The sequence below is a fragment of the Embleya sp. NPDC025285 genome, assembly GCF_055558835.1.
In genome coordinates, this window is sequence record NZ_JBVHLU010000050.1 from 1 (window position 1) to 21,435 (window position 21,435).

Genomic DNA, 21,435 nt, shown 5'->3' on the forward strand with positions numbered 1-21,435 from the left:
CCCCCCCCCCCCCCCCCCCCCCCCCCCCCCCCCCCCCCCCCCCCCCCCCCCCCCCCCCCCCCCCCCCCCCCCCCCCCCCCCCCCCCCCCCCCGGGGCCGTCGTCCCCGTTGTCCGTCGTCCCCGTTGTCCGCCGTCCCCGTCTCGTCGGCGCTCCCGATGCGCGGTCACGATGCCACGTTCGGTCGTCAGTGCCCGGGTTTCGCCGAGTGGATTCCCGGTTCGAGTCCGGCGTCCGTGTCCGGGGCCGGCGGGCCGGTGTCGTGCCGCCACCACGCGAAGGCGCCGGAGGTGGCGGCCAAGACGGCGATGCCCAGGATCCAGCCGCCGACCACATCGGAGAGGTAGTGAGCGCCCAGGGCCACACGGGTGCACCCGACCCCGAACGCCGAGACGACTGTCGCGCACCACACCACCGGGCGGGACCGACGGGGAACGACGGGCAGCAGGATCAGCAACAGCACGCCCGCGCCGACGGTCGCGGTCAACGTATGCCCGGAGGGAAACGATCCGCCCGGGGCGCTCGTGACGGCGTCCTCGGGGCGGGCACGCGCGATCACCACCTTGGTCAGGCCGCTGAGCGCCGCCGCGATCACCATCGCCGTGACCGCCCACAGGACGAGCCGGCGGGCACCGCGCCGCCACAACCACACACAGAGCACAAGCACCAGAATTCGAAAGGCGAAAGGGTCCCAGACCCAGTCGCTGAGCGTGTGCGCCAGTCGGCGCCAACGCGGTCGCGCCGACATCCACGCCTCCATCGTCCGAGCGATGTCGACGTCCAACGCCTGCAATGGCGACCAGGAGTTGCGCACCAGCAGCGCCAAGAGCGTGAAAGGCACAACCCCGACCAGGAAGGCGCCCGCGACCAGGACCAACCTGAGGCCGAATCGTGAATCGGACCGAGACAGGCCATCCCGGGACGGGTCGTGGGTGCTCACCGTCGACGCCTTCCCCGGAAGCCCGAGTCGACACGGGCGCGCCACCACCTCCCACGCCGTCCGCGCAGACGCCGAGTCCCGTGCCCACCCCGGACAGGCGGGGCCATGTCCGCTTGTCCACGCGGGCGTTCGGGGTGCGCCGTTCGCGACCGCACAGGGGCGCGGCCGTGTCGGGCGAGGTCGATAGGTTTGGCGGCATGAGTCTTTCGCTGTCTTTGTTCATTGCGGACCCCGAGGCCGTGCGTGCGGTGGTGGGGTCGGGGGACGTACGCGTGCGCCGGGCCATCGGCGGACGCTTCAAGCAGGAGATGGCCCGGGACGACGACTATTTCTCGAGCGAGATCGCGGCCGGCGCGCCGACGCTGTACGAGGCGCTGACCGCGGTGGTGGACGGCGGGCCGTTCGCGGACGGGCACGCGTTCCAGTACGGCTACGCGTACCGGATGATCTGCGCCTTCCACGGGCGGCGGATCTACAGCAACAACTTCTCGCCGTTCCGGTTCGGGTGGCTCGAGCGCGTCGACGAAGGGCTCGCGTCGCTCGGCGTGGACGCCGTTCGGGTCTCGGAGTTCGGCTACGGACTTCCCTCGCCGCTCCCGTACACCGACCTTCCGGGGCACGGAGTCTGGTCGCCGGCGGACTGCGCCAAGGCGCTGGAACAGTACGCCGCCGCCACTGGCGAGCAACTGGCCGCACTCGACGGGGAGGTGCGCGAGGCCATCGAGGACTGCGCGGAATGGCTGAACGCGGCACGGGCGAGCGAGGGCCGCGGAGTCCTGGGGTTCATGTCCTGAGAGCGCTCGCGAGGCCGCCCGAACTCCCTTACGGACAACCTGCGATGCCGTCGTTCCCGAACTCGTCGGGGAGATCGCGCTCGACTCCGCTCCGTGTCCGGGGACGGGAAGTGGCGCCGGGCCGGCCGTCTGCCGCGCCCGAGGGAGGACCCGGACGCGGCGGAAGTGCCGCTGCTCGGTGCGGGAACCCGGCCGGCCGTCGGTGGACACGCGCCGCGGCGAAGTGGTTCACCCGTTCGGGTGGGCGCGGGTCGCCGCGGGCGGGGCAGGCGTGGGGCGCGGGCGGTTCCTCCCCTTCGGGGGCTCCGGGGGATCGCCGGCGGTGGGTGGGCGTCTCCTCCCGACCGAGGGGGAGGAGACGCCCGACCGGGATGCCCGGTCCGAGGCCCCGCGTCGCCCGCCTCGTGAATGGGGCCGGCGGGCGTCGGGGCGGCGGCGTGGGGAAGGGTCAGTGCCTCGGTCGGCGGCTTCCCGCTTGGTGCCTCGCGGAGGCGACCAGGTGGGAGAGGATGCCCGTCGCGCCCACGCTCGCGAGTCCGACCATGGTCACGCCCACCATGTACAGTCCGCTCGAGTCGTCCGACCAGTCGAGATAGGCGGCGAGGGTCAGGCCCGTGGTGGTGCCGATCGTCGCCGCCGCGACATGGCCGCGGGAGGCCGCCCGGCAGACCGCCGCGAACAGGGTCAGTACGAGCCCGACCACCTGCCAGGCCTGGTAGGGGCCGGTCGTCGAACCGTCGGGATGCACGTCGCGGTGCTGATCCCAGCCCAGCCATGCGGCCCATGCCGCCGCCGCGATCGCGGCCAGGACCGGGGTCGCCAGGAACGTGGGCACTGCTTTTCGTGGTCCTTCGTCCATGGCGCCAGTTTTCCGGCCTACGCGAGCACCCGGCAGAGTACGGATACTCAGATCCGGTCGGGCGACCCGGTCCGGGAGGGGGCGGCCCCGGTCACACGGTCCTGCGTCCGCTGATTCGTGTCACGTGGTGCCCGGCGGCGATGACGACGAACGGGTGTCCGATTCCGGCGGGCTCGGTGTCCAGGCGCAGGAAGCCCTCGGTGTCGGGCTCCAGGACGGGGCCGTTGTCGATGACCGCGCTCCACGTACGCGCGAGGGTCTCGCCGTTGATCGGCCAGTCGAACAGGTCGAGGGTGACCTCGACATCCCCGAGGTCGGGGAGGATGAGGTAGCCGCGCGCCGACATGATCTCCACCATTCGAGTGTGCGTCGAACCGCCCGGTCCCGCCGGCGGCGGACCCGGCCGCGCGTGCGGTTCGGGTGCCTCGCCTACAAGGACGGCGACGGTGGCCCGTTGCGGTGTCCGCTCGCACGCGTGGTGTGCGGGGCGGGCGCGGCGAGGTCGGGATCGGCGAAGGGCTCGCCGACGGACGATCCGTTTCTCATCCGGCTCACAGACGGCTCTCATGCTGCGTTCCTACGCTGCCGATGACCGAGAGTGACTCGGAAGGAGTCGACGGACCATGAGCCATGACCACCACGAAGGTCAACGCGTCAGTCGGCGCACCGCGCTGGCGGGCATCGGCAGCATCGGCCTGGGCGCGCTCCTCAGCGCCTGCTCGGGAGCAAAGAACGGCGGCAGCGCCCAGGCCACCACGACGACGGGCGCCACTGCCACGGTCTCGCCCCAGACCGGCAGCACCCAGGACATCGCGAAACTGTTCGAGGGGGCGGGCACCTGCGCTCTGACCCCGCAGACCACCCAGGGCCCGTACTACTTCGACGCCGACAAGATCCGCAGCGACATCCGCGAGGACCGCGCGGGCGCCCGGCTGCGGCTGGCCGTCCGGGTCCAGGACAGTGAGACGTGCCAAGCGATCCCGAACGCGGTGGTGGAGATCTGGCACTGCGACGCGGCCGGTCTCTACTCCGGGGCCGAAAGCCTCTCCGGCGGGGGCGGCGGCGGAGGCGGTCCCAGCGGCGGGAGCGGGGGGAGCGGGGGGAGCGGCGGTCCGGGTGGTGGCCCGCCCCCGTCCGGAGCGCCCGGCGGCGCACCCCCCTCGGGAGCGCCGGGCGGGGGCGCAGGCGGTGGCGGGGCACAGGGGGACCTCACGCCGCAGGACGACAAGCGCTACCTGCGCGGCGCTCAGGTGACCGACAACCAGGGGATTGTGCAGTTCACCACCATCTGGCCCGGCTGGTACCGGGGCCGTACCGTCCACGTCCACGCCATGGTGCACGTCGACAACGCACGCACACTCACCACCCAGCTGATGATGGACGAGGCGCTCAACAGTGCCGTCTTCGCCGAACAGCCGTATGCCAAGCACACCGGCCGGGACACGTTCAACGATGGCGACAACATTTACAAGCCCACCATGCTCCTCAAGGTCGTCCAGGACGGCGACGGCTATCTGGGCGTGATCACCCTCGCCGCGGATCCCGACAAGGACGGCAAGTAGGTCCGGCGTCCGGGGCCCGCCGTCGGGCGTCACCGCCGTTCCCGCAGTCGACGGCGGACGGTTTCGTGATCGGGGCGACAGGGCTCGGCCGACGCCACGGCACGCCGCCTTCGGCCCCTGCGGCGGGCCCGTTCACCGTCCTCGACGCCGAACGCCGCCTCGCGCAGCGGCATCGGCGGCATCGAACGACGCGCCCGGCGGCCGGGAGCCCGCACGGCCGAGGCGGGGTGGGGCGGGCGGGTCCGGGGCTCTGGTGGCAGGCGATGGTCGGGTGGCGTGAGAATGGAACGTCACGAAGGATTCCGTGGCTCGGGGAGGCAGGGCGGGCCGAGGATGCGGGCGTCGCGTGCCGTCGAAGCGGACGAGGGGATCCCCCCTGACCTCGCGGCGGTGCTGTTGGACGCGGACGGCAACGTCCTCATGTGCAGCCCGTCCGCGCGGAGACAGTTGGGTGATCCGTTGCCGCCGGCCGCTGCCGCGGCGCTGCGCGCGGTGCCCGGGCGCGGGCCGGGCGCGCGGGTGACGATCCCGGGCGCCCTGGGGCCGGTGCACGCTCGTTCCCTGACGACGCCGCTCTCCGACCACGGCCCGGACAGGTCGAACCTCGTCCCCAGCGCCCGACTGGTCCTGCTGCTGCCGGTTCGGCGCGCCGCCGGCGATGCGCGGGACCCGGAGGCTCGGGCCCGCGAACACCACGAGTTGGCGCACACGGCGGCGGTCGACATCGGCGCGAGCCTGGACCTGGACGCGGCGGCCCGGGCGTTCGTCGACGTGCTGGTGCCGGACTTCGCGGACCTGGCCTCCGTGGATCTGACCGAGCCCGTCCTGCACGGGGACGAGCCCCGCCCGACCGGTGAAAATCAGCTCGCCCTGCTGCGGGTCGCGGTCGCCGCCCGGCCGGGCACCCGCTGGCCCGCCCCGATGCTGGGCGTCGGCGACCGACTGCCGCAGTTTCCGGAAAGCCCGATGCTCGGTCCGCTCGCCGAGGGCGTCCCGGTCCGCGCCACCGACATGGCACAACTGCGCGCGTCCCTCAACCTGGATCCGGAGACGCTGGACACGATCATTCCGGCGGTGGCGTCCTCGTCCATGGTCGCCACGCTGCTGGTCCGCGGGCTGATCCTGGGCAGTATCACCGTCTGGCGCACCGGCGACCGACCCGCCTTCGACGACCGCGACGCGACCCTGCTCGCGGAGATCGCCTCGCGCGCCGCGCTCAGCGTGGACAACGCGCGCCGCTACACGCGCGAGCACCGCACCGCCGTGGCCCTGCAGCGATCGTTGCTGCCCCGGCTGGTCAACCGCACCGCGGCCGCGGAAACCGCCGGCACCTACCGTCCCGCCGAGGGTGACGCGGGGGTGGGCGGCGACTGGTTCGACGTGATCCCGCTGTCCTCGATGCGCACCGCGTTCGTGGTCGGGGACGTCGTCGGCCACGGGCTGGGCGCAACCGCCGCGATGGGGCGCCTGCGTACCGCCGTGCAGACCCTCGCCGACCTGGATCTGGAGCCCGACGAGCTGATCGGACACCTGGACGACCTGGTGCTCAGCTACTGGCCCGAGCACGATCCCGACGACGCGACCGCGGAACTCGCCGCACTCGGCGCCACGTTCCAGTACGCGGTCTACGATCCGATCGGCCGTACCCTCGCCATCGCCAGTGCCGGACACCCGCCGCCGCTGGTGATGCGCCCAGGCATGGACCCGCGGTTCGCCGAGGTGCCGCCGGGGCCTCCGCTCGGCGTCGGTGGACTGCCGTTCGAGGCCGTCGAGATCGAGCTGCCGCCCGACTCGCTGCTCGCCTTCTACACCGACGGGCTCGTCGAGCGACGGGACACCGACCCCTCCGCGAGTCTGGACGAATTCGCGGCGGTCGCGGCCGAGAACCGGGACCGGCCGCTGGAGGCCATCGGCGCCGCCGTGCTGGCCCGCCTCGATCCGCGGCGTGACGACGACGTCGCGTTGCTGCTCGCGCGTACTCGCGGCGTCCCCGACGACGCGGTGGCCCGCTGGGAACTGCCGGCCGACCTCGCCCAGGTCTCCCGCGCCCGGGAGTTGGTCACGAGCAAGCTCGCGGACTGGGGCCTCGGGGAACTCGCGTACACCTGCGAACTCGTCGTCAGCGAGTTGGTCACCAACGCCATCCGGTACGCGGGCGGGCCCGTCGGTGTGCGGCTCATCCACGACGGCATGCTGGTGTGCGAGGTCTCCGACCCCAGCAACACCCAACCCCGGCTGCGCCGAGCCCGCGACACCGACGAGGGCGGGCGCGGCCTGTTCCTCGTCGCCCAGCTCACCGCCCGCTGGGGCAGCCGCTACCACCGCACCGGCAAGACCATCTGGACCGAACTACCGACCACCCCCGCGCCGCCGACCGCCGCGCCGTCCGAGGACGACCTCCTGGCCGCCTTCGGCGACAGGTGAACCGGGCGCGATCGCGGGGGACGACTCCGAGCAGCCCCCGCATCGGGTCGGGGACTCGACAGCGTGACTCGGCCGAGGTGGGTTCCCCCTCGGGGCTGTTCCGGCGAGCCGCCCTGCGTGGGGAAGCGTGTGGTGCGTCGGTGGAGGGTGCGGACGGGCGCTCAGCGGGTGGGTCTGGTGAGCGGACGGGCGGCCGGTCCCGGTCGTGCCGTCACATCACGATGCGTCAGATGCGGGTGCCCCTCGGCGCATTCGACGACGACGCGGACCGGCGCTCCGCAGTCGCGGTGCCCTACGTCGAGCATCGGCCCCGCCGGATCGGCCCAGTGCTTCTCGCCGAACTCCTTGAGGGCCAGCAGCACCGGCCACAGGTCCCAGCCCTTGGCGGTGACCCGGTACTCGTTGCGCGTGCGCGCTCCGGGCTCGCGGTAGGGCCGGGTCGCGAGCACACCACCGGCGACCAGTTTGCGCAGTCGGTCGGTGAGCACGGCCTCCGACAAGCCGACGTGGCGTCGGAAGTCGTCGAACCTGCGCACACCGTTGACGGCGTCCCGCAGGATCAACAGCGACCACTTCTCTCCCACCAGGTCGAGCGTGCGCCGGACCGGGCACTGCGCGGGGTCGATGTCCAGCCACTCCAGGTCCATGGGAGTAGTGTGACACCTGACTTCGGAAACCGCAGTCAGTCGGTGCCGGCCGCGGCGCCGGTCACGGCACAGGACAGCCCGTCGCGCCACGGCACGGCCGGGAAGGAAACGGAGGACGGGCATGGGCAGGTCGCGGACGTATACGTGGGACGACCCGGCGATCACGGCAGGCGCCGCCGCCTCCATGGCCGGCCTCGATTTCCTCAAGGCGATGATCGCCGGCAGGTATCCGGGGCCGCCGATAGCCGCCACCCTCGACTTCACCCTCGATGAGGTCGAGCACGGGCGCGCCGTGTTCTCCATGACGCCGGGCGAGGAGCACTACAACCCGATCGGGAGCGTGCACGGCGGCGTGTACGCGACCCTGCTGGACTCGGCGGCCGGTTGCGCGGTGCACACGACGCTGCCCGCGGGCATGGCGTACACCTCGCTCGACCTGTCCACGAAGTTCCTGCGTCCGATCACCTTCGACACCGGCCGGATTCGCGCCGTGGGCCGGGTGCGCAGCCAAGGCCGGCGCACCGCGCTCGCGGAGGCCGAGCTGTTGGACGCGAACGACCGTCTCCTCGCGCACGCGACGAGTAGCTGCATGATCTTCCCGATCCCGGGGGCGTGACCGCGCGGGCAGCGCGGGCCGACGGGGAGGTGCCGAGCCCTCGGTCCCGGCACTGTGATCCGACCGATATCGGAGGAAGGCTCGTCGCCTTCGCCCGGCGCTCCGCGGGCCCGGGAGGGTGGGGCCGCAGGGACCCGCCTCCCGGATTGGTGGACGTGACGGTCGGCCGGTTGCCGTCGCCGGTCGGCGCCCCGGGTGTGCCCTGCGAGCGGGGTGGGTCGCGCTGCATAGGATTCGGCGGTGTTCGCCTACGCCTTTGCCGCGCTGTTCTTTGTGCTCTTCCTCGTCGGAGTCCTGAGGGACCGCCGCCGGTTCGGCAACGCCGTGTATCTCGGCCTGGCCCTCGTCGCCCTCATCGTCGGGCTGATCGGTGAATTGAGCCGGATACCACGGCCGCTCGTGGCGGTGCTGACCGTGCTCCTCCTGCTCGCTCCGGCCGTGGGTGTGCTCGTGCTCGCCGGCGCGCTGGTGTCCAACGGCGTGACGATGGTGCGCCGGGAGGGCGTCCGTCCCGCCAACCTGCTCTCGCTGTTGACGGGGCTGGCCATCGTCGCCGTGATCGCACTTCTCGTGACGGCCACGGTCACCCGCTCGCGTACGCTGATCGTGGTCTCGGGCACCGTCGTTCTGGTGGTCGGCTACGTGTCCTTCCTGCTTCTGTGCTTCGTCGGATACGCCTTCCTCTACGAGCGATTGCGGGTGCGCCGCTCGGTCGACTTCGTGGTCGTACTCGGCTCCGGCCTCGTCGGCGGCGAGAAGGTGCCACCCCTGCTGGCCAGTCGGCTCGATCGCGCGCGAACCCTCTTCGAGGCCCAAGTCGCACGCGGGAACCAGCCCGTGCTCATCACGTCGGGCGGCCGGGGCCCCGACGAGGACCTACCGGAGTCACACGCGATGGCCGACTACCTGGTCGCAGGCGGGTTCCCCGCGGAACGCATCGTGCGCGAGGACCGTTCGCGGAACACCGAGGAGAACCTGCTTTTCAGCAAGGCGATCATGACGGCCGCCGACCCCGGTTACCGGTGCGTCATCGTCACCAACAACTTCCACGCCTTCCGCGCCGCCCTGCTCGCGCGCCGCACCGGGGTGCGCGGCCAAGTGGTCGGCGCGCCGACGGCTTCGTACTTCCGCCCCAGCGCGACGATCCGCGAGTTCGTCGCGGTGTTCCTGACCTACAAGGTCGTCAACCTCGGCGTGTGCCTGCTCATCGCCGTATCCGGAGTGGCCGCCTGGCTGTGGCGCTGAAAGCCGCCGCGCGACGCGGGCCCGGGTTTGACGGCCCGCGCCGGTGATCCCGCACCGATCCCCGGCCGGATGCGGCCCGGCCGGTCAGACCACGCCGAACGCGCGGGCCAGGTTCAGACTGTCCTCGTAGGTGACGTAGCGAGTGATCAGGCCGTTTTGCACCGTGAAGCGGAAGGCGAACGGGGAGACGAACAGGTCGCCGGTGGTCACGACCACCTGTCGCATGTAGCCGAGGGCGACCGCGTCCTCGCCGTCCACGACGACCTGGTGGATGGCGAACTCCTCGGCCTTGAGGTGCCGGGGAAGGATGTCGAAGAAGTCGGCGACCTCGGCCCGCGTGGTGCGACGACCGATCCATGGCACCTCCTCGGCGCCGTAGACGTCCCAGTCGACCTCCTCGGCGAACAACTCCGGCATCCGCGCGAAGTCACCGGCCCCGGCGCGACGGAAGAACTCCTCGACGACTGCCCTGGTCTCGCTCATGGCCCAACCTTCCTTCGAAAAGGCACGTGCCGAAGTAGGCACCTGCCACAACAGGGTTCGTGCCGCACGAGCACGTGCCGACACCATATTGGATCGCTCAGTACAAAACAAACACCACGCACACCGATGTGGGTGAGCGACAGATTCCCCGGCTCGCGCGGCTGCGGCCGGCCCCGGCGGGCGGGCCCGTCGCAGGGAGCGAGTCGGTCGCCCTCAGGAGGAGGACGAGTGGGCCTGCATGCGGACTCGCCTGCCGCGGAGCAGCCGGAAATCGCCAACTCTGCTTCGAAGGCAGGCAGTTGGAGCAAGCCGATTTGACTGTGCTGAACCTGCGTGATTGTGTCCGTGAGCGTGAGCAGTCACGAAATCCTCGTTGGGCGCATCCACCTGGATCTTCTCAGGTACGCCGGGTGTCTGTGTCGCGCTTCGCGCTGACCTGAGCCCCGGCCCTTTCGCGCGCCCCACTTGCCGACGCGCGCACTTCGCATCTCGCCGCGGTCCATTGCCTGGACCGAACGATCCGCAACGAGGATTCGCCTCGCCGCGAAGTGCAAGCGACGTGCCCTCACGCACCTCCTGACGCCGTCCGGCCGACCCGGTATCCGGGCCGCCCTTCGGTGCGACGAGACGTCCGCCCACGCCCGACCCCGACACGCGACGCGTGTGCGTGGGCGGAAGGGTGGAGGGCATGCGGCAGCAACAGCGCGCAGCACCCCTTTCGAGGACGTTGCATGCGTACAGACTCCGTTGCCTCCGACAGCTTCACGCCCCGATCGTCCGGACTTCCCGGACTACCCGGACCCGACGTCGACGGGTTGGGCTCGCAGACCTCGGCCGCCGTGGCCGCCGCGGCTCCATCGCATCCGTCGACGCGATCGTCCCTGGATTTCGTGCTGACCGCGGTGAGAGACCGGGAACTTGTCTCCACCCTGCGGTTGGACCCCGAGCAACGCACCTGGTCGCGGCTCCCTGTGCCGGGCGGTGGCGAGGCGTGGTTGATCGGATGGCCACCGGGTTCCTCGACCGGCTTTCACGACCACGGCGGGGCACGGGGCGCGTTCGCGGTGGCGCGTGGTGAACTCACCGAGCAGGTCCTGCGGGTACGGAGCCTGCCCATCGTTGTGGGAGGCGCGGTCGAGTTGGAGCCCCGGCAACCGGAAGCGCGGCTTCTGCGCGCGGGCCGAGGGCGGGCCTTCGGCGCATCGCACGTGCACGACGTACGCAACCGTTCCGATGTCGAACACGCGATCTCGGTCCACGTGTACAGTCCCGCGCTTCCCTCGATGCGCCACTATCTGCGGGTCGGCAACCGGCTCACCCTGACCACCATCGAGAACGCGACGGGCTGGTGACGACGGTGGCGGGCAGGCCCGGATCGGGCGCGGGCGCGGAGGATCGGCCTCGGCGTTCCCGGCCCTGGTGTCGTTTTCTCGTATCCGCTACGCGCTGTCGCCGTAGCCGTAGCCACAGCTGTCGTCGCTTCGACGCGTAGCCGCCTTCCTTGTCGACTTCCGCCCGCTCGACACGACGCGCTCGCCGCCTCCCTCGCGGTCGAGGGGCCTTCGTGCCGGCGTGCGGGCGAAGCCATCGTGCACCGACTTCCCGTGCTGCCGCGCGTCCGGGCGCCGTCAGCCGCTTCACCGATCGGATCACTCCGCAATGAGCGCTACCACCACCAGACGTGGCCCCTCGCCGCACACCGAGATGATCATGCTGGCCGCGCTGCCGGCAGCCGCCCTGCTGGTCTGCTGCTGGCTCTGGTCGGCGGCATTCGTCATCACGTGGGCGGACGGCACCCGGCCGCGTCCCGCCGCCTTCCCCCCGAGGTTCGTCCTCGAGTGGCTCGCCGGCACCTACTCATGGCCCGGCGTACCGGCGACGCTCGTCGCCGTGGGGGAGTTGGGTCTGCTGGGCGCGGGTGCGACCGCCCTGATCCGCGCTCGGGCCGACCGGCCGAGGGTCGATCGCGCCGCCCGGTACCTGGCGCGAGCCGGCGACCTGCGGCACACGACGGGACGTGCCGCCCGCGCGAGGGCGCTGCGCATGGGCGTGGCCCGCGATGCCGGCCCCGGCCTGCTCGTGGGACGTACGGTGCGCGGCAACCGGGAACTGTGGGGATCGTGGGAGGACATGCACGTCGACATCTGGGGACCGCGCACGGGCAAGACCGCCACCAGGGCGATCCCCGCCGTCGTCGCCGCGCCCGGGAGCGTGGTCGTCACCTCGAACAAGCGCGACATCCTGGACGCGACCCGGGGCGTACGGGCCCGCGGTGGCCCGGTCTGGGTGTTCGACCCGCAAGGACAGGCCGGGGAACCGGCGTCATGGTGGTGGAACCCCCTGACCTTCATCGGCGACAACGTGGTGAAGGCGGTCGTCCTCGCCTCCATCTTCGCGAGCGTCAATCGGGGCTCGCACGTCCGCAGCGACGGCTACTTCGAACCCGCCGGACAGGATCTCTTCGGCCACCTCATGCTCGCCGCCTCGATCGACGACCGGCCCATCACCGACGTGTACGGGTGGCTGACCCGCCCCAACGACGACACGCCCAGCCGGATCCTGCGCCACCACGGCCACCACACGGTGGCGAACGCCGTCGAAAGTGTCCATCAGGCTCCATCCGCGCAACGCGCGGGCGTGTACGGCACGGCTCTGCAAATGGCGTCGTTCCTGTCCGCGGCCGAGGTCACCCAATGGGTGACGCCGAACGAGGACGCCTCGCGCCCACAGTTCTCGCACAACGCCTTCGCGTCGACCGTGGGCGGCACCATCTACCTGCTGTCCGAGGAAACGAACAAGATGGCCGCCCCACTGGTCCTGGCGCTGACCACGGCGATCGCCTACGCGTCGGAGGGCGTGGCGATCGAGAGTCCCGGCGGCCGACTGCCGGTGCCCGCGGTGTTCGTCCTGGACGAGGCGGCGAACGTCTGCCCCTGGAAGGAACTCCCCACCATGTACAGCCACTACGGGTCGCGTGGCATCCTGATGATGACGATCCTCCAGTCCTGGGCACAGGGCGTGGCGGTCTGGGGTGAGCACGGCATGGCCAAGCTGTGGGGCGCGGCGAACGTCCGGGTCTACGGCGGCGGCGTCGCCGATACCCGCCTCCTCGGCGAACTCTCCGCCGCGGCGGGCATGTTCGAGCCGGCCACCACCAGTACGTCGAGTACGTCCCCGGCTCTGTGGACCCAGTCGACCACCCGGGCATCCCGCCCGGAATCGGTACTCGACATCGCCGACCTCGCCGCGCTGCCGCGCGGTCGCGCGCTCGTGCTGATGAGTGGCACCCCTCCGGTCCTGGTCAAGACCGTGCCCTGGTGGGAGGGCCCACGCGCGAACGCCATCCGCGCCTCGCTCGCCCGCCACGCCCCAAGGGGGTGACCGGTCTTCACCGCCCGGCCACCGGTGCGACCGGCGGCCGGGCCACGTGGGGCGTTGTTCGAGGAATCGTCAGCCGCGCACGTACAGCGCAGAACGGCCGGCGTACCGGGCCTGGGAGCCGAGTTCCTCCTCGATCCGGATCAGCTGGTTGTACTTGGCCGTGCGGTCCGAACGCGACAGCGAACCGGTTTTGATCTGGCCGCAGCCGGTGGCCACGGCGAGGTCGGCGATCGTGGTGTCCTCGGTCTCGCCGGAACGGTGCGACATCACCACCGTGTAGCCGGCCTTGTGCGCGGCGTCGACGGTGGTCAGCGTCTCGGTGAGGGAGCCGATCTGGTTGACCTTGACCAGGATGGAGTTGGCCACCCCGTCACGGATGCCGTCGCGGAGCCGGTCGACGTTGGTGCAGAAGACATCGTCACCGGTGAGCTGGCACTTGCTGCCCAGCACGTCCATGAGCAGCTTCCAGCCCTTGAGGTCGTCCTCCGCCATCGGGTCCTCGATCGAGGCGATCGGGTAGCGGGAGACCAGACCGGCGAGGTACTCGGCGTGTTCCTCGATGGAGCGCTTGACGCCCTCCCCGGCATAGTCGTAGACGTTGTCCCGGAAGAACTCCGAAGAGGCCGGGTCCATCACCAGCGTGATGTCATCCCCGGGCGTGTAGCCGGACTTCTCGATGGCGTCCACGACGAACTGCAGCGCCTCGTCCGCGGTGCTCAGCGAGGGGGCGAAGCCGCCTTCGTCGCCCACCCCGGTGCTGTGACCGGCGTCGGACAGGGACTTGCGCAGGGTGTGGAAGACCTCGGAGCCCATCCGCACCGCGTCGAAGAAGTTCTCCGCGCCGATCGGGGCGATCATGAACTCCTGGAAGTCCAGCGCGTTGTTGGCGTGCGCGCCACCGTTGATGATGTTCATCATCGGCACCGGCAGCAGCCGTGCGCCGGCGCCTCCGACATAGCGGTACAGCGGCAGCCGATGCGCGGCGGCGGCGGCCTTCACGGTCGCCAACGACGCACCGAGGATCGCGTTGGCTCCGAACCTGCCCTTGTTGGGCGTGCCGTCGAGGGCGATCATGGCCTCGTCGACCAAGGCCTGGTCCTCGGCCTCGAGCCCGACAAGTGCTTCGGCGATGGCACCGTTGACCGCGTCGACGGCTTGGCGTACACCCTTGCCGTGGAACCGGGCCTCGTCGCCGTCGCGGAGTTCGACGGCTTCGTTCGCGCCGGTGGAGGCACCGGAGGGAACAGCCGCACGGCCCAGCGAACCGTCCTCCAGCAGGACGTCGACCTCCACCGTGGGGTTGCCCCTGCTGTCGATGACTTCGCGTCCCACGACACGGCCAATCGCAGTCATGTTTGCTCCTACTGTCGTCGGCTGCGCGCCCGTCGGTCCGGGTGACGTGATGCCGGTGGTCCTACGGCTTCATCGCCGTGCCTCGCCGGCCACCCTATCCAGGCCGGTGAACGGAGCTCACGCAGCGGTCGGGGCAGGTGCTTTCGGACAGTCGGGACAGCCGAATTCCCGTGCGTTCTTCGATGATGGCGATCGCTCATCGGCGGCTCCGCACCCCTCGGGCAGACCACGCTCGCGCCCGGCGCTGTGGAACGCGTACCCCACGCAATACATTTCCGCGACGGGCCCGGACGCGGCGCCCCCGACCTCCTCGGGTGGAGAGCCGTCGGCGTCCGCCGCGATGAAGACGTCGGTTACGCCTGCCACCCCGAGATGGGGTCGCTTCGGGTGTTCCGCGCTCGCTGCTCCGGGGCGAGTCGAGGGGTGTGGGAAGCGTGTTCCGTTGAACCGGGCAGGACGGGCGCCGGCGACGCACGGTGTGGACTGGTGACCGGCCAAAATCCCACGACCGGGATCATCGCGGGGTTCCGGGGGAGCGTGCCGCCGAGGCGGTCGCGGACCCAGGCGGTGGTGACCCGTGCGTCGCGACCGTACTCCATGGCCGGTGCCACGCAGGCCTGGATCTTTCGGGCGGCCTCGTCGAGGGTGTGTTCAAGACTCGACCGATCACGTTCGGCGGCCTCTCGCACGGCCTTGATCACGTTGGGGATGAGCACCGTCGACTGCGTCGCGGAGACCGCCGCCATGGCGGCGGGAAGGTCGTGCTCGATCCCGGACGTTCTGCCGGCATCCAGCCGACGGGCCCAGCCGACGGCCAGATCGGCGACCTCGTCCCTCGTGCAGTCGAGCTTGACCGCGGCACACGCGAGGTCCTGTACCGGGTCGCCTTCGGTCACGAACTGCAGGTCCAGCAGGCAGACCGCCCTGCTCGGCATCCGACCGTCTCGCGGCACCGGCCGCACCAGCATGTTGTCGTAGTGCAGGTCGTTGTGCAGGATGCCGGGGGTACGCGGGGTGAACGCGGCGGCTCGATCGCCCAGGTCGTCCAGGAGGGCGTCGTCGATTCCGAAGGTGGCCGTCCCACGCAGTTGTTCCTCGCTGAAGCGACTGCGGCGCACGGTTCGCGCGCGGTCGATCATGGCCACGGTCGAGTCCACGTTCTGGTGGCGTCGTACCTCTCGCGGGATCCGTATCGTCGTGAAGTCGGTCAACGCCTGGGGCAGTCCCTGGAGGAGCAGTCGACGAACGACGGTGCCGGACGGGTCGCGGTCCCTCCGCGGGTGTGTCCCGAACTCGAAGCTGGTCACGATCAGCTTCTCGTCCTCGTGGTGGAACAACCGAGGGGTGAGTCCCGGTCGTTGCCCGTTGGCGATACGCAGTGCCTGCGGCGTCGTCACGATCGGTTCCGCCTGCAGGACGGGATGTGTGGGGCGGTAGTTCTCGCTGGTCCGTTGCCCGACCACATAGCCCTTCGTGGTCAGCGCCACGACCCCGGTGCTGAAGGCCCCGCGGACGGGGGGCCTGCCCGAAAGCGGGAAATTTCCCAGCCCCGCACTCTCGTACGCGTCGGTGAGCACCTCCGCGTACGAAGTGGGAAGGCCTTCGCCATACGGGAAATCGGCAGGCGAGTCGTTGACCGCCATGCCCAGCAGGTGGCGGACGACGTCGATCTCCGGCGGCGAAAGGCCGTCTTCGGGTGCGGCCGGTGCCGGTCTCACCACTGCCCCCCTCGCCGGGTCCGGAACCGCCGTGCCCGGCTGCGACCACAGCCACGGCCGGTCGTGCTCGCCGTGCCGGCGCTCACCCGGTGGCCCTCGCGCCACGGCCGGGGCGTCGGCCGCCCGAGGCCCCTGGCACGACTTGCCGCGAACACCCGCATGACCCCGTTCACCCTCCGGACTTGGGAACCGGCTCTCACGAGACGAGAGAAACCGGAGGAACTGTGACATGGATGAGGCGACGGGGAGAAGTGACCGAACGGGCGACTCCCCGTGCGGAGACGCGCCCGGACAACCTCTGCGAACACCTCGAGCCGGTGCGCATCCGGGCGCCCGGGCCTGGATCGACATCACCGGCACCGACGAGAGATTCACTCGAACGAGAGCGTCACATCCGTTCGAGAGAACGGCGCTCGGTGCGCCACGCCACCACCGCGGACCCACCCCCGACCGCGTGCGGCCGTGCTCGCGCGACTTTGCGCGAAGGGTCCTCCGGGACACGGCATTCGGCGCTGTGCGTCGCCGGCCGGGCTTGCACGGTCCGGACCGTGTCTCGCCGTGAATGTCGTCGGGCGGAGACTTCGGGAGGTCGAGCCGTTGTGCGCAGGACCATTGCGTACTTTTGTCGACCATGAAAGATGACACGACGGTGCCGGAGCCACGGGCGTTCGGCGAGCGGCGGTGGTGGCTGCCATCCGCGGTGGTGGACCAGCTCGATCCCGACAGGAGCGGGCACGGTCGATCCCGCCGCACGGCCCGCGACTGGATCGTCGACACCTGCGGTTTCCTGGTGGCCGTCGGTATCGGCCTCGCCGCCGTCGACGCTCTGCAGGAGTCGGATCTGCCACGCGGCCTCGTGGTCGCCGACCTGGCACTGGGTGTTCTGGCCTGTGGCGCGGTCTGGTTTCGCCGCCGGTGGCCATTGGGACTGGCCGTCGCCATGATCCCGGTCGGTCTTGTCTCCACCGCCGCGGGCGGCGCCGCCCTCATCGCGCTGTTCACCCTCACGGTGCACCGTCCCTTCCGGTACGTGGCGTGGGTGGGCGGTCTGCAACTCGCGCTGGTCCCGGTGTTCTACCGGCTGCGCCCGGATCCCGATCTGTCGTACCTCGGCGTCGTGGTGTTCGCCGTGCTGTTGACTCTGTCGGTCATCGGCTGGGGCATGTTCGTACGCGCCAAGCGGCAACTCATGCTCAGCCTGCGGGACCGGGCCCGCCGCGCCGAGGCGGAGGCGCGGTTGCGGGCCGAGCAGGCGCAGCGCCTTGCCCGCGAGGCCATCGCCCGCGAGATGCACGACGTCCTCGCGCACCGGCTGACCCTGTTGAGCGTGCACGCCGGCGCGCTGGAGTTCCGGCCGGACGCGCCACGCGAGCAGGTCGCGCGCGCGGCCGGGGTCATCCGGGAGAGCGCCCACGAGGCCCTGCAGGATCTCAGGGAGATCATCGGTGTGCTGCGCACGGGCGATGCCGACGACCCCGGTGGCCGGCCCCAGCCGACGCTCGCCGCGCTGGACGGTCTGGTCGCCGAGTCGCGCGAGGCCGGCATGAGGATCACTCTGACCCACGAGGTCACCGACGCGGCGACCGTACCCGCCTCCGTCGGCCGCACCGCCTACCGCATCGCCCAGGAGGCACTGACCAACGCCCGCAAGCACGCCCCCGGAGCCGAGACCACGGTCACGGTCGCGGGCGCACCCGGCGAGGGCCTGACCGTGTGCGTGCGAAACCCGGCGCCGCCGGGTGAGGTGCCGCACGTGCCGGGCTCCGGTCAGGGCCTGATCGGCTTGACCGAACGCGCCACCCTGGCCGGCGGAACCCTCGCCTGCGGCCCCACCCCGGACGGCGGTTTCGAGGTACGCGCCCACCTGCCGTGGGGCTGAGCGTGGTGTCACCGTCCACGCCCGCCTGTCGCGGAACCGGCGGGGCGAGCCGCCGCGGGTCGCGATGAGTTCGTGTCGGTGCGCGGGTCCACGTTTCGAAAGCACGGGACACCACGAGGATTTGAGGAGCCACCTGGGCGGTGGACGTACCCGTCCGACCCTGCGCCAGACCGGCGTCCCCGAGCAATTCCGCGGCGAGGGTGCCCACTTGGGCTTCGACTCCATTCGACTCCAGTTGGAACCTGCCGGCACGACACCTGGCGGCCTGACGAGGCGGGCGATCGCCGAACCACAGGTGCACGGACACCGAGGGTCGTTCCCTCGCCCGATCGATCGTCCGTGTGACGCCGAGAACGGCTCCGCTCGGGTGGGTTGCCGTGGTCGGGGCCGTACCCCGGAAGGTCTGGACCTTGGTTGGTCTAGACCTTTCCGGTGTTGCGTCCGTAGTATGCGGGTGGCATCGCACCATCTCCGACACGAGCCGACGAGCAGGCGGATCGCGTCCAGGCAAAAGGAGTTGGCACGTGAGACAACGCATCGGGTTGCTTGTCGCCGTCGTTGCGGCGGTTCTGTTCCCCATCTGCGCCGCGACCTCCGCGAGCGCCGGCGGCGAGTTCCATGTGAGTGGCGTCTACACCACGTATGCCGAATGCAACGCGGCCGGCCAGGCGGGCATTCAACTCTGGGGCCCGAACTTCTTCTGCACGTCGGGTTCCCAGGGCTGGTTCTACCTCTACACGCACTGATCCTCCCGCGCCGGTTCCTTCCCGCGCCGGGTTCCTCCCGCTCCTTCGGTGGCCGCCGAAGGAGCGGGACGGCGGGCCCTTCGAGGCGCGACGAACGCAGGCGAAATCCCCGACCCTCCCGGGGATCGGATGTCGGCCGGCCTCGGGACGTCAGCGGCTACGCGTACACGTCGTAGTGCCGGTCGCCGGTAAAAGCGTGGGTAGGTTCGGTATTTGCATCCAGCAGCGGTTCTCCCGCGTCTTCGAAGGACAAGGCGAACTCGTCGACCACCTGCTGGTCGGCCACGCGTTGCGGCCGGCATGCCGGCCGGTCCGGCTCCATGCGGTCTCGCCGTGCCTGATCACTGCCCGTTCGCCGATGGCTGAGGACCGTTTCCCGCCTCGAACACAGAGCGAACGTTGCCTGATACGGCGCTAGCCCTGGCCCTGGGTCAGCACCAGTTGCTGCACGGGGCGTACCGCTCGGCCGAAGTGGGCGCAGCGCGCCTCGAAACCGGGAGGGAGCCAGGTGCCGCCGAGGAGCCGGGGGTGTGCCGGGAACGCCGCCAGGGCTGCCAGGGCGAACATCAGCGACGCCCACGGGGTGGTGACGCGCACGCACATGTAGCCCTTGCCGTACATGTCGTGGTAGCGGGCCTCGAAGACGCCGGGCTCGGGCAGGTCGATCTGGTCGAGACCGGTGAAGCCGAGGCTCAGCGGATTGCGGGGATGAGCGAGGTACGCCGACAGTTGGGTGATGGTCAGTTCGCCGCCGCCGTCGTGCACCCAACGTGGGACGGTGTCCTGCTGCGCACGCTTGCGGCGCGCCGCGTTGCCCAGGGCGTTCAGGGCCAGCGCGCCCACCACGAACCCCGGCTTGCCGATTGCGGCCACGCCGGTGCTGCGGTAACTGCCATTGCCCACCGCGCGCAGCCTGAACTGATCCCCCGGCCCGGTCGCGAGTACGCGTTCCCCCGCCTCGATCCGGGCCGTGCTCGCTACGAGCGGGCGGCGGTGCGCCTGGCCGGTGACGACATCGGCCACGATGTCGCAGGTGTACCAGAGGTATTCGTCATTCTGCGTCCACCCGTCGGCCGGTTGGGAGTCCATCCGGTTCCACCCTTGTTCTTTGCCCGGCGAGCCCCGTGCTACGCCGCACCTTCGAGTCTAAGCGTGCCCTCCGGGAGCCGGCCGGCATGTCGTTGTGACCGAGGTCGACGGCAGGTGCCCGGCCGGGCTCTTCGGCCGGGGCGTCGCGAGCGTCCGGTTTCCGCGCAGGGGACGCACACCGAACCCCGAGCGGCGACCGGCGATCCCGAGTGCGGTCGTGGACGGGCCGGCGCGTACGCGACTCGGCGACCTCTCGCTGAGACCGCTCGGTATTTCCGGTTCGCCGGTCGGCCGCCAGGGTCCCCATGCCTGTGCGGCGGTGTGCACAGGTGTCTTGCCCACGCGCGACCCGGGCTACTGCTCTCGGGTGCAGTTCTCCAGGTACGGGTCGTCTCGCCAGAGGCAGATCTTGACGGTGACGGCACGGTTGTTGATGACGGTCGGAACAGCCGGAGTACGCACGTAGTCGCGTTCCTCCGTGGGAAGCGCCTTGCGGCACTCGTGCCACGCGGTTTCGCCGTCGAGCCGCCACAACAGGCGTACGCCGCCGGAGTGCGGGTCGTGGTCGTCGGACCCGGCCCTGCCCCAGTAGTACTTGCGGCCCTGGTGACTCAGGTAGCGGGCCGAGCCGTTCATGGTGTCGAAGTCCAGAGTGGGCAGGACCATCGTGGCCTGGCTGTCGACGAAGATCGTCGCGGGGGATTCGATGATGCCGGCGTCGACGACACCGTCGCGGCAACTGAGCACGGTCGGCGCCGACTCGGAAACCGGGTCGATGTGCTGTGTGGCCATGGGCCGCGCGTCGGCGGAATCCGACGGCCGCGCGTCCGAGTCTCCCGAGGTCGCCCACCACGTGATCCCCGCGGATGCCGCCGCGACGGCGGCCAACGCGGCGACAGCGGTGAGTCGGGGCGGTTGACGTCGCCTCGACGCGGTGGTCGGAGAGCCTTCGGACGATGCTGCCGGCGACGTGGCCGACCCACCGTCCGGCGATGTACCCGGCGATCCGTCCGGCGAGGCACCCGGCGATCCGCCCGAAGCAGTGTCCGGTGCCTCGGCGCCGCCGGCGCCCGGCTCGGTGACCGCGTCCGCCGTCGCACCCGCGAGCGGGCGTTCCGGCGGGCTGCCGACCGGGTCGAGCGGGCGGGCCTTGGCCGCGATCTCCGCCCTCCTGCGGAGCGCGTCGGCCTGCCGGGCCGCCGCTGTGTAGGTCCGGGCCTGGGCGTCACCGAACTCCTGTCCGGCGATGTGATGGCAGGCGCGGGCGACGGCGAGCACCAGGTCGACGTTGGCGACGCGGCCGGGCCTGCCCTTCAGAGCCTGGTCGATCGGGTTGTGGTCCGGACCGTCCGTCGGTGACACCGCCAGGTCGTACAGGCGTAACTCGATGACGACCGCCGCGATATGACGCAGCGACCCGGGACGTCGGGGCTTGGCGCTGCCCTTGCGCGGCTCGGGGACCGCGCCGTGCGCGACGGCGCGATTCTGGGCCTCCCGCAGCAGACGGGCGACGTGCTGTTCCGCCGCCACGGCCGCGGCGTGGGCGGACCCTTCGTCGTCGGCGTTCGTACCGCTCGTGTCCCCGGCGACGTCCGCGTCCGCGGAACTGCCCGTACCGGTGGTGTCGCTCATGCTCGAGTCCCCGTCCCATCGCGTAGGCGAGCACCGATTCTGCCGCAGCTATGCGCCTCATCTGTTTC

The 21,435-nt window shown here is 71.1% G+C and carries 20 protein-coding genes; 10 read left to right on the forward strand and 10 right to left on the reverse strand.

Annotated features, from left to right (window positions below; translation table 11 throughout):
• Positions 1 to 186 precede the first annotated feature (186 nt).
• Positions 187 to 939, reverse strand: a complete 753-nt coding sequence (locus tag ACZ4FV_RS29145; RefSeq protein WP_465323649.1) for a phosphatase PAP2 family protein — start codon at positions 937 to 939, stop codon at positions 187 to 189.
• 197 nt (positions 940 to 1,136) lie between these two features.
• On the opposite strand from ACZ4FV_RS29145, the gene ACZ4FV_RS29150 reads away from it, so the two are divergent.
• Positions 1,137 to 1,733 (forward strand): DUF7691 family protein, encoded by a 597-nt coding sequence (locus ACZ4FV_RS29150; RefSeq protein WP_402233430.1) that lies wholly within the window; start codon positions 1,137 to 1,139, stop codon positions 1,731 to 1,733.
• A 448-nt stretch (positions 1,734 to 2,181) separates the two neighbouring features.
• Here the strand turns inward: ACZ4FV_RS29150 and ACZ4FV_RS29155 are convergent, their stop codons facing one another.
• The gene (locus ACZ4FV_RS29155; RefSeq protein ID WP_395860243.1) at positions 2,182 to 2,592 is read right to left on the reverse strand and encodes a hypothetical protein; all 411 of its coding nucleotides are present in this window, start codon (positions 2,590 to 2,592) and stop codon (positions 2,182 to 2,184) included.
• A 91-nt stretch (positions 2,593 to 2,683) separates the two neighbouring features.
• The gene (locus tag ACZ4FV_RS29160) at positions 2,684 to 2,950 is read right to left on the reverse strand and encodes a hypothetical protein (RefSeq protein WP_465323651.1); all 267 of its coding nucleotides are present in this window, start codon (positions 2,948 to 2,950) and stop codon (positions 2,684 to 2,686) included.
• A gap of 265 nt (positions 2,951 to 3,215) precedes the next feature.
• Between ACZ4FV_RS29160 and ACZ4FV_RS29165 the strand changes: the two genes are divergently transcribed.
• Positions 3,216 to 4,154: a peptidase associated/transthyretin-like domain-containing protein gene (locus tag ACZ4FV_RS29165; protein ID WP_465323652.1), complete on the forward strand. Its 939-nt coding sequence runs from the start codon at positions 3,216 to 3,218 to the stop codon at positions 4,152 to 4,154.
• Between the two features lie 333 nt (positions 4,155 to 4,487).
• Positions 4,488 to 6,578 carry an ATP-binding SpoIIE family protein phosphatase gene (locus ACZ4FV_RS29170; RefSeq protein ID WP_465323653.1) on the forward strand — a complete coding sequence of 697 codons (2,091 nt, stop codon included), beginning with the start codon at positions 4,488 to 4,490 and terminating at the stop codon, positions 6,576 to 6,578.
• A 161-nt stretch (positions 6,579 to 6,739) separates the two neighbouring features.
• Here the strand turns inward: ACZ4FV_RS29170 and ACZ4FV_RS29175 are convergent, their stop codons facing one another.
• Positions 6,740 to 7,219, reverse strand: coding sequence for a winged helix-turn-helix transcriptional regulator (locus tag ACZ4FV_RS29175; RefSeq protein WP_395860957.1), 480 nt, complete (start codon positions 7,217 to 7,219; stop codon positions 6,740 to 6,742).
• Between the two features lie 127 nt (positions 7,220 to 7,346).
• Here ACZ4FV_RS29175 and ACZ4FV_RS29180 point away from each other — a divergent pair, with 127 nt between their 5' ends.
• Both ACZ4FV_RS29180 and ACZ4FV_RS29185 read left to right on the forward strand, forming a co-directional pair.
• Positions 7,347 to 7,841, forward strand: coding sequence for a PaaI family thioesterase (locus tag ACZ4FV_RS29180; RefSeq protein WP_331770049.1), 495 nt, complete (start codon positions 7,347 to 7,349; stop codon positions 7,839 to 7,841).
• A 240-nt stretch (positions 7,842 to 8,081) separates the two neighbouring features.
• A complete protein-coding gene (locus ACZ4FV_RS29185; protein ID WP_402233421.1) occupies positions 8,082 to 9,086 on the forward strand; it encodes a YdcF family protein in 1,005 nt (334 codons plus the stop codon).
• Positions 9,087 to 9,170: 84 nt separating this feature from the next.
• Here ACZ4FV_RS29185 and ACZ4FV_RS29190 read toward each other — a convergent pair whose 3' ends face one another.
• Positions 9,171 to 9,569, reverse strand: a complete 399-nt coding sequence (locus tag ACZ4FV_RS29190) for a nuclear transport factor 2 family protein (protein ID WP_395860231.1) — start codon at positions 9,567 to 9,569, stop codon at positions 9,171 to 9,173.
• A 351-nt stretch (positions 9,570 to 9,920) separates the two neighbouring features.
• Here ACZ4FV_RS29190 and ACZ4FV_RS29195 point away from each other — a divergent pair, with 351 nt between their 5' ends.
• The 3 genes from ACZ4FV_RS29195 (at position 9,921) to ACZ4FV_RS29205 (ending at position 12,950) form a co-directional block, all read left to right on the forward strand.
• Positions 9,921 to 10,004, forward strand: coding sequence for a putative leader peptide (locus ACZ4FV_RS29195; RefSeq protein ID WP_465323674.1), 84 nt, complete (start codon positions 9,921 to 9,923; stop codon positions 10,002 to 10,004).
• 296 nt (positions 10,005 to 10,300) lie between these two features.
• Positions 10,301 to 10,921, forward strand: a complete 621-nt coding sequence (locus ACZ4FV_RS29200; RefSeq protein WP_465323654.1) for a cupin domain-containing protein — start codon at positions 10,301 to 10,303, stop codon at positions 10,919 to 10,921.
• A gap of 307 nt (positions 10,922 to 11,228) precedes the next feature.
• Positions 11,229 to 12,950 (forward strand): type IV secretory system conjugative DNA transfer family protein, encoded by a 1,722-nt coding sequence (locus ACZ4FV_RS29205; RefSeq protein WP_395860225.1) that lies wholly within the window; start codon positions 11,229 to 11,231, stop codon positions 12,948 to 12,950.
• Between the two features lie 69 nt (positions 12,951 to 13,019).
• Here the strand turns inward: ACZ4FV_RS29205 and eno are convergent, their stop codons facing one another.
• Together eno and ACZ4FV_RS29215 are read right to left on the reverse strand one after the other, a co-directional pair.
• A complete protein-coding gene (gene eno / locus ACZ4FV_RS29210) occupies positions 13,020 to 14,303 on the reverse strand; it encodes a phosphopyruvate hydratase (protein ID WP_395860223.1) in 1,284 nt (427 codons plus the stop codon).
• Between the two features lie 353 nt (positions 14,304 to 14,656).
• On the reverse strand, positions 14,657 to 16,021 hold the full coding sequence (locus ACZ4FV_RS29215) for a phosphotransferase (RefSeq protein WP_465323655.1): 1,365 nt from the start codon (positions 16,019 to 16,021) through the stop codon (positions 14,657 to 14,659).
• A 631-nt stretch (positions 16,022 to 16,652) separates the two neighbouring features.
• Here ACZ4FV_RS29215 and ACZ4FV_RS29220 point away from each other — a divergent pair.
• Together ACZ4FV_RS29220 and ACZ4FV_RS29225 are read left to right on the forward strand one after the other, a co-directional pair.
• Positions 16,653 to 17,900 (forward strand): sensor histidine kinase, encoded by a 1,248-nt coding sequence (locus ACZ4FV_RS29220; protein WP_395860219.1) that lies wholly within the window; start codon positions 16,653 to 16,655, stop codon positions 17,898 to 17,900.
• Between the two features lie 524 nt (positions 17,901 to 18,424).
• Entirely contained in the window at positions 18,425 to 18,646 is a 222-nt protein-coding gene (locus ACZ4FV_RS29225; RefSeq protein ID WP_395860217.1) for a hypothetical protein, read from the forward strand.
• Between the two features lie 157 nt (positions 18,647 to 18,803).
• Here the strand turns inward: ACZ4FV_RS29225 and ACZ4FV_RS29230 are convergent, their stop codons facing one another.
• From ACZ4FV_RS29230 to ACZ4FV_RS29240, 3 genes are all read right to left on the reverse strand, one after another.
• Positions 18,804 to 18,968 (reverse strand): hypothetical protein, encoded by a 165-nt coding sequence (locus ACZ4FV_RS29230; RefSeq protein WP_395860215.1) that lies wholly within the window; start codon positions 18,966 to 18,968, stop codon positions 18,804 to 18,806.
• 92 nt (positions 18,969 to 19,060) lie between these two features.
• Positions 19,061 to 19,735: a hypothetical protein gene (locus ACZ4FV_RS29235; protein WP_395860213.1), complete on the reverse strand. Its 675-nt coding sequence runs from the start codon at positions 19,733 to 19,735 to the stop codon at positions 19,061 to 19,063.
• 354 nt (positions 19,736 to 20,089) lie between these two features.
• A complete protein-coding gene (locus ACZ4FV_RS29240; protein WP_465323656.1) occupies positions 20,090 to 21,367 on the reverse strand; it encodes a hypothetical protein in 1,278 nt (425 codons plus the stop codon).
• Positions 21,368 to 21,435 lie beyond the last annotated feature (68 nt).